Annotated in this window: 9 protein-coding genes; 3 read left to right on the top strand and 6 right to left on the bottom strand. The window is 74.6% G+C overall.

Going from position 1 to position 5,239, the window contains the following annotated elements:
- The first annotated feature begins 376 nt into the window (after positions 1-376).
- Positions 377-718: a hypothetical protein gene (locus GTW08_RS05225; RefSeq protein ID WP_073576071.1), complete on the top strand. Its 342-nt coding sequence runs from the start codon at positions 377-379 to the stop codon at positions 716-718.
- On the opposite strand, the gene GTW08_RS05220 is transcribed toward GTW08_RS05225, so the two are convergent.
- The 4 genes from GTW08_RS05220 to GTW08_RS31500 are packed head-to-tail and all read right to left on the bottom strand — an operon-like array spanning position 715 to position 2,919.
- Positions 715-1,359: a maleylpyruvate isomerase N-terminal domain-containing protein gene (locus tag GTW08_RS05220; protein WP_073576072.1), complete on the bottom strand. Its 645-nt coding sequence runs from the start codon at positions 1,357-1,359 to the stop codon at positions 715-717. The genes GTW08_RS05225 and GTW08_RS05220 overlap by 4 nt on opposite strands.
- Positions 1,356-2,309, bottom strand: coding sequence for a ketopantoate reductase family protein (locus GTW08_RS05215; RefSeq protein WP_073576073.1), 954 nt, complete (start codon positions 2,307-2,309; stop codon positions 1,356-1,358). Before GTW08_RS05215 ends, GTW08_RS05220 begins: the two co-directional genes overlap by 4 nt.
- 15 nt (positions 2,310-2,324) lie before the next feature.
- On the bottom strand, positions 2,325-2,663 hold the full coding sequence (locus tag GTW08_RS05210) for an MmcQ/YjbR family DNA-binding protein (RefSeq protein WP_073576074.1): 339 nt from the start codon (positions 2,661-2,663) through the stop codon (positions 2,325-2,327).
- Between the two features lie 43 nt (positions 2,664-2,706).
- The gene (locus GTW08_RS31500; RefSeq protein ID WP_237453552.1) at positions 2,707-2,919 is read right to left on the bottom strand and encodes a hypothetical protein; all 213 of its coding nucleotides are present in this window, start codon (positions 2,917-2,919) and stop codon (positions 2,707-2,709) included.
- A 275-nt stretch (positions 2,920-3,194) separates the two neighbouring features.
- Here GTW08_RS31500 and GTW08_RS31495 point away from each other — a divergent pair, with 275 nt between their 5' ends.
- Positions 3,195-3,389, top strand: coding sequence for a hypothetical protein (locus GTW08_RS31495; protein WP_237453551.1), 195 nt, complete (start codon positions 3,195-3,197; stop codon positions 3,387-3,389).
- Positions 3,390-3,433: 44 nt separating this feature from the next.
- On the opposite strand, the gene GTW08_RS05200 is transcribed toward GTW08_RS31495, so the two are convergent.
- Both GTW08_RS05200 and GTW08_RS05195 read right to left on the bottom strand, forming a co-directional pair.
- Positions 3,434-4,246: a DMT family transporter gene (locus GTW08_RS05200; protein ID WP_139282843.1), complete on the bottom strand. Its 813-nt coding sequence runs from the start codon at positions 4,244-4,246 to the stop codon at positions 3,434-3,436.
- Positions 4,247-4,325: 79 nt separating this feature from the next.
- Positions 4,326-4,610 (bottom strand): hypothetical protein, encoded by a 285-nt coding sequence (locus GTW08_RS05195; RefSeq protein ID WP_161151488.1) that lies wholly within the window; start codon positions 4,608-4,610, stop codon positions 4,326-4,328.
- Between the two features lie 357 nt (positions 4,611-4,967).
- Here GTW08_RS05195 and GTW08_RS05190 point away from each other — a divergent pair.
- A partial coding sequence (locus GTW08_RS05190) for a hypothetical protein (RefSeq protein WP_202416422.1) occupies positions 4,968-5,239 on the top strand: 272 nt, incomplete at its 3' end.

Here is a 5,239-nt window from a genome sequence, read left to right as displayed (position 1 = left end):
CGACGGGTGCTGCCCGGCGGTCCGTCCCTGTGGCGCCCGGGCCCCGGCGCCGACCGGCACCGCCCCGGTCCGCGGCCGGGGGACGAGCGCCTGCACCCGCGGCCGTCCGCACCCCACGCAGAAGTGCAGCGAGCCCAGCAGCTCCGCCCCGCACCGGCACCGCTCCACCATGACGACCCTCCCCGACGACGGCGGCCGGATCCGTCCGACCGTGTTGCCTGCTCATCGCACGCGACACCCTGTCGTTATCGATGATCTTGGTCCGAACGGCGCACTTCATCTCTTGTGATGACGGGGCGAAACGGAGCAGCCCACCGGCCCGACGGGAGGGCGTCGTGGGCGCACCGAGGGCCCGCCGTCGCGGGGACGTGGGGACATGACCAGCACCGTCGAGCGGGGAAACATCGGGCCGGAGCAGCCGTGGTGGGGTGGGCCGCCACTGCGCGTGCCGCAGGCGCCCGCCGGCGTGGGCGGTACACCCGTGACGATCACCGATGCGAACGGCGAGATCGTCGGCGCGGGCGTCCTCGGCGACGGGACGTCCGGCGCGGGGACGAGCTGGTCGGGCTACTCCTCGACGTGCACATTCTCGTTCTCGATCGACGACGTCGCCGCCCGGGACGACTTCTACCGGATCGCCGTGGGCAGCGGCGCGACCGGCGGCGTGCCGTTCTCCCGCGCCCAGCTGGAGGACGGGCCCGTCAGCATCACCTGCTAACCCAGGACGGGCGTCATCCCCGGCTCCCGCCCGGTGGCGGCGAGTGCGAGGGCGGTGTCGTCCCCCCACCCCGCGACGACGTCGGGACCGGCCAGCCGGGTCACCGTCTCCCGCACCACCGCGAGCCCCGACGCGGGCGGGGCCGGCGCGTCCGGCAACGCGACGGTCATGTCCAGGTGGTGCACCACGACCTCGACGACCCAGGTGCCGACGAAGTCCCCGACGTCGAGGACGTGCCCCTGGAACTCCAGCCGGTACGGCCCGTCCAGGTCCGCGACGAGCCGGCGCAGGCCGCGCAGCGTCATCGCGACGTGGACGATCTGCCCGGTCGGGCGGGCGTAGGCCGCGGCGACGGCGCGGGCGAAGCGCTCGTGCGCCCAGCCCGGCAGCTCGGGCCCGGGAAACGCGGTCCAGTAGGTCGCGAGGTCGGCGTCGGCGGGCCGGTCGGTGCGGGCGGGGAACCCGGCGAGCATCTCGACCAGGCCCAGGTGCAGGTGCGCGAGGACGTCCGCGGCGAGCCAGCCGTGACAGCGGCTGCGGGCGTGCAGGTCGGTGTCGTCGACGTGGTCGAGCAACGCGGACAGCCCGTCGAGCGCGGCGAGGAACGCCGGGCGCGCCACGTCGAGCGGATAGGCCGTCACAGCAGGTCCGCACCGGACCGCGACGCCGGCTGCTCCCCGGCCGCGGCCATCTCCTCGGCCACCCGCATCAGCTCGGTGTTGACCGGGGTCGCGATCCGGTGCGCCGCGCCCAGGGCCACGATCTCGCCGTTGAGGTAGCGGGCCTCGATGGAGCCGGTCCCGCGCTGCAGGCTCTGCCACGACGACGAGCCCCGTCGCGTCGCCCCTGCGACCGGCCGCTCGGTGATGGTGCCCTCCCGGCGGACGCGGTCGTCGTCGCCGGTCCGGGCGGTGATCCCGGCCGCGTCCAGGACGGCGCGGCCCTCCGCGGTCACGGCCTCGACGAGGCGGGGCGCGTCGGGGTCGTCGAGCCCGCAGACCGCGTCGACGGCGTTGGCCAGGTTAGTGAGCAGCTTGCCGTACTTCGCGGCCATCACGTCCGGGTCGGCGTGGGAGGAGAACCCGGCCGCGGTGAGGTCGGCGACGATCGCCTCCGTGGTGGCGTCGACACCGGAGGGGAACCGGCCGACGTCGAGCACGCCGGGGACCGGCGACGACGACGCGACGACCACCCCCGGCTCGTAGTGCTCGGCGGGCAGGATCACCAGCATCGCCTGCACCCGGTCCGTGCGGCGGGCGGCGAGCCGCTCGTTGGCGACGCCGTTCTGCGCGCACACCACGGTGATGCCGGGGGCCGCCTCGAGCAGCGCGGCCAGTGGCGGCGGGGTGTCCTGCGACTTCACGGCGAGGATCGCGACATCGTCGGGGGTGGGCCGGGCCTCGCCGACCGTGCCCACGGCCTCCACCGGATGGGTGGTCGACCCGTCCGGGGTGTCGAGGCGCAGCCCGCGCTCGCGGATCGCGTCGAGGTGCGCGCCCCGGGCGACGACCACGACCTCCCGCCCGGCCGCGTGGAGTCGCGCCGCGATCGTCCCGCCGACGGCCCCTGCCCCGATCACCACATAGCGCACGACGACGATGGTGGCTCAGCCGTCACGCCGGCGCACGACCGACGGCGGGGCCTTCCGCCGCCACGCCTCCTCGACGAGCTCAGCGAGCTGCCCCGCGTCGACCCGGTCGAGGTCGACGAGGATCGAGCCGTGGCCGTCGTAGTGCGGGGTCGTGAAGTACGCCGGGTCGCCCGACGCGAGCAGCGCCTCCTTCTCCTCGAGCGAGCACATCAGCACCAGCCCGCCCTCGGCCTCGGTGCGCAGCCGGGCGAAGCCCGTGCCACGGACCTTCAACGACGGCGTCCGGTACCAGGTCGACTCCTCGACCTCCGGCAGCCCGGACCCGATCCGCACCACGTCGTCCCAGCTCGGCATGGGGCCATGGTGCCCGCGGCGGGCGCTGCCCGTCGTGGAGGAATCAGACCAGGTGGGCCGCGAGGAACCGGTCGACGGCGGCGCGGCCGTCGGCGACGTGCGGCTCGACCTTCCACTGCTCGACCAGCTCCGCGCCCGGCGCGAGCCCGGCGAGACGGCGCGACACGGGCTCCGGGTGGAAGTCGTCGATCCCCATCAGCACCAGCCACGGCGTCGCGATGTGGGCGAGCGCCTCGTCGGGGACGGAGTACAGCATCCCGCCGCCGCCCCACATGTTCGTGCGGAACGCGGCCCAGTCGTCGTCGGGGACCCCGGGGTGGTCGGCCTCGATCCCGGCGCGCCACTCGTCGAACTTCCCCTCGAACAGGTGCTGGTTGTCGGCGCGGCCGATGGGCTGCAGCGCGACCGCGGCCCGGACGCGTTGCGGTGACCAGCAGGTTCGCGATGAAGGCGCCCCCGATGCACATACCGAGCACCGCGCACTCGTCGACGCCGAGGTGGTCGAGCAGGGCGAGCTGGTCGGCGGTGTAGGTGTCCCAGCCGTCGCTGCCGTGGACCTCGGCGACCGAGGACCCGGCGTTGCGCTGGTCCATCGCGATGACGCGGTACCGCTGCGCGAGGTGGGTGACCGGGTCCCAGGGGGCGTTGCCCCAGGCCGCGATCGTCGAGTTCATGCCGCCCGGCGCCAGCAGCAGGACCGGGAACCCCGTGCCGTGCTCCTCGTAGTGCAGGGTCACACCGGGGCGCTCGAAGGAGGGCATGGCCCGAAACTAGGCCACTCGCGGGGGAGTCCGCTTCTCCGGACGGCGCCGCGCCAGGATCGAGGTGCCGTACACGACGAGTGCCAGCCCGAGCAGCAGCAGCCACCACAGACCGGGGCGGACGGTGTCGTCGAGCAGGGTGATGCCGACCAGACCGGGCACGACGACCTGGGTGACCATGTACAGCGCGGTGACCGTGGAGACGTCGCCGAGCTGCAGCGCGCGGGCGTAGTTGTACAGGCCGGTCAGGGCCATCCCGACCAGGATGTACACGAGCGGCTCGCGCAGCAGGCTCCCCAGGTCCACACCGTCGGAGACGTGCATCGCGCGGATGCAGACCGAGCCGCCGCCCAGCCCGAGCCCGGCGAGCACCGCCGACGGCCACGGCTTGGTCGAGTTCGCGATCGCCAGCGTCACCCCCATGATCGCGACGAGCGCCGCGATCAGGACGGCGACGGTCGTGCCGTGGCCGGTCAGGGCCTGCTTGCGCTCGGTCCCCGCGCTGCCGGCGACGAACGCGAGCCCGAGCATGCTGGCGCCGATGGCGAGCCGGTGCACCGGCCGCAGCCACTCGCCGCGGAAGTAGCGGGCGTACAGGGCGGTCATCGCGATGGCCCCGGCGAGCGTCGCCTGCACCGCGAAGATGGGGATGAACTGCAGCGCGACGACCATGCAGAGCCAGGTGACGATGTCCATCGCGATCCCGCCGAGGAACCGGGGGCGGGCCAGGACGGCGCTGGTGCGCCCGCCCTGGTCGGCCGCGTCGGCCTGGAGGATGGCGGCGACGGTGCTGCAGAGCATCGCGAACACCGCGAAGAGCATGCCGATCAGCACAGGCGGGCCCGGGTCAGGGCACGGGCGGCATGCGGGGTGATCGACACCGGCCGATTGTGACGTACCGCTATCGGGTGCCGGCCGGGCGGGCGTCCGACGGAGCGGGCCGCTGCTCGGGCAGCGCCGCAGGCATCTCGAAGAAGCCGCTCATCAGCCCGCTGCCGGGCTGCTCGTCACGTGTACCGGCGGCGGCCTGCCAGGGGGACGTGCCGCCCTGGGTCGCACGGCGCTGCGCCAGCAGGGCCCGCGGGCGCTCGGTGAGGGCAAGGATGCCGACCGTGAGGGCCACCCCCACCAGCAGCGGCCCTCCGACCACCAGGATGGGCCAGCCCACCACGACATATGCGAGCACCAATGCACCCGCCGCCATGCCGATGACCGCCCCCGCCAACCGCGTCACCACGCGCCCCTCTCACACCGTGCCCGAACCGGGACGACCAGTGTTTTACCACGTCGGAGGGGGTGGACAGGGGCGACGCGACGCGGTGGTGGTCACACCTTCGGGCACGGCCGTATCGCAAGGTGCATGGGGCCGAGCCGGCGTGGGGGCTCCCGTGTCCACGCCGGCCCGGCGGTCCGAATCATCCCGCCCCGGGGTCCGGGCGGGACGGGGTGGGGGTCACTCGGCGCTGTCGTCGCAGCGCAGAGGGTGATCGGCGGTGGATTCCCTGTCCGACAGGATGATCACGCAGCCGCACCCGCGGCCGGGGTGGTCGACGTCGGCGCGGGGGCCGTGGTCGTCGGGTCCGGGACCGGGGTGGTCGGGTCGGTGGCGGGCGGGGTGGTGACCGGAGGCGTCGTGACCGGCGGGGTGCTGGTCGAGCCCTCCTTCGCCGGGGTCGTCGGCGCCGGGGTGGTCGGCTTCACCGGGGTCGTCGGCGCCGGAACCGGAGCCACCGGAGCGGGAGCCGGGGGGACGGCCGCGACCGGAGCGGCGGCACCGGCGGCGGGGCGGGCCGCCGTACCCCCGGTGGCCGCGCC

The sequence above is a fragment of the Pseudonocardia sp. SID8383 genome, assembly GCF_009864975.1.
Lineage (GTDB): Bacteria > Actinomycetota > Actinomycetes > Mycobacteriales > Pseudonocardiaceae > Pseudonocardia > Pseudonocardia alni.
Note: the sequence above shows the minus strand (reverse complement) of the source record. Positions and strands in the feature narration are given on the sequence as shown.